Source organism: Enterobacter cloacae complex sp.6700776 (genome assembly GCF_048284255.1).
Lineage (GTDB): Bacteria > Pseudomonadota > Gammaproteobacteria > Enterobacterales > Enterobacteriaceae > Enterobacter > Enterobacter intestinihominis.
The window spans coordinates 1-259 of record NZ_JBLVYK010000345.1; the positions used below are offsets into that span (position 1 = coordinate 1).

Sequence of the window (259 nt, forward strand, 5' to 3'; positions counted from 1 at the left end):
GGCGGCCGTCGGTGGAGAATGACGGCGTCTCCGGCAGCAGCACGCCGGTCAGGTCATAGAGATCGCGCAGCGAGTCACCGGCGAATTTTAGCCGCAGGTCAATGCCGCCGACGTTGAGCGGGTCGCTGACCGTGCCGCTGAACGCTACCCGGGTGTTACCGGAGTGGAAGTCGCCCTGCAATGGGAAGGGGGCGCTTGCGCTGCGCAGGGCCAGCATGCCGCCGATTTTCCCGTTGCCGGTGACCGGCTGGCCCTGCGC

Annotated in this window: 1 protein-coding gene; it reads right to left on the minus strand. The window is 68.0% G+C overall.

From position 1 onward, the window contains the following. Positions 1-259, minus strand: a 259-nt coding sequence (locus ACNQ0T_RS24560; protein WP_417930531.1) for an AsmA family protein, incomplete at both ends; no start/stop codon positions are given.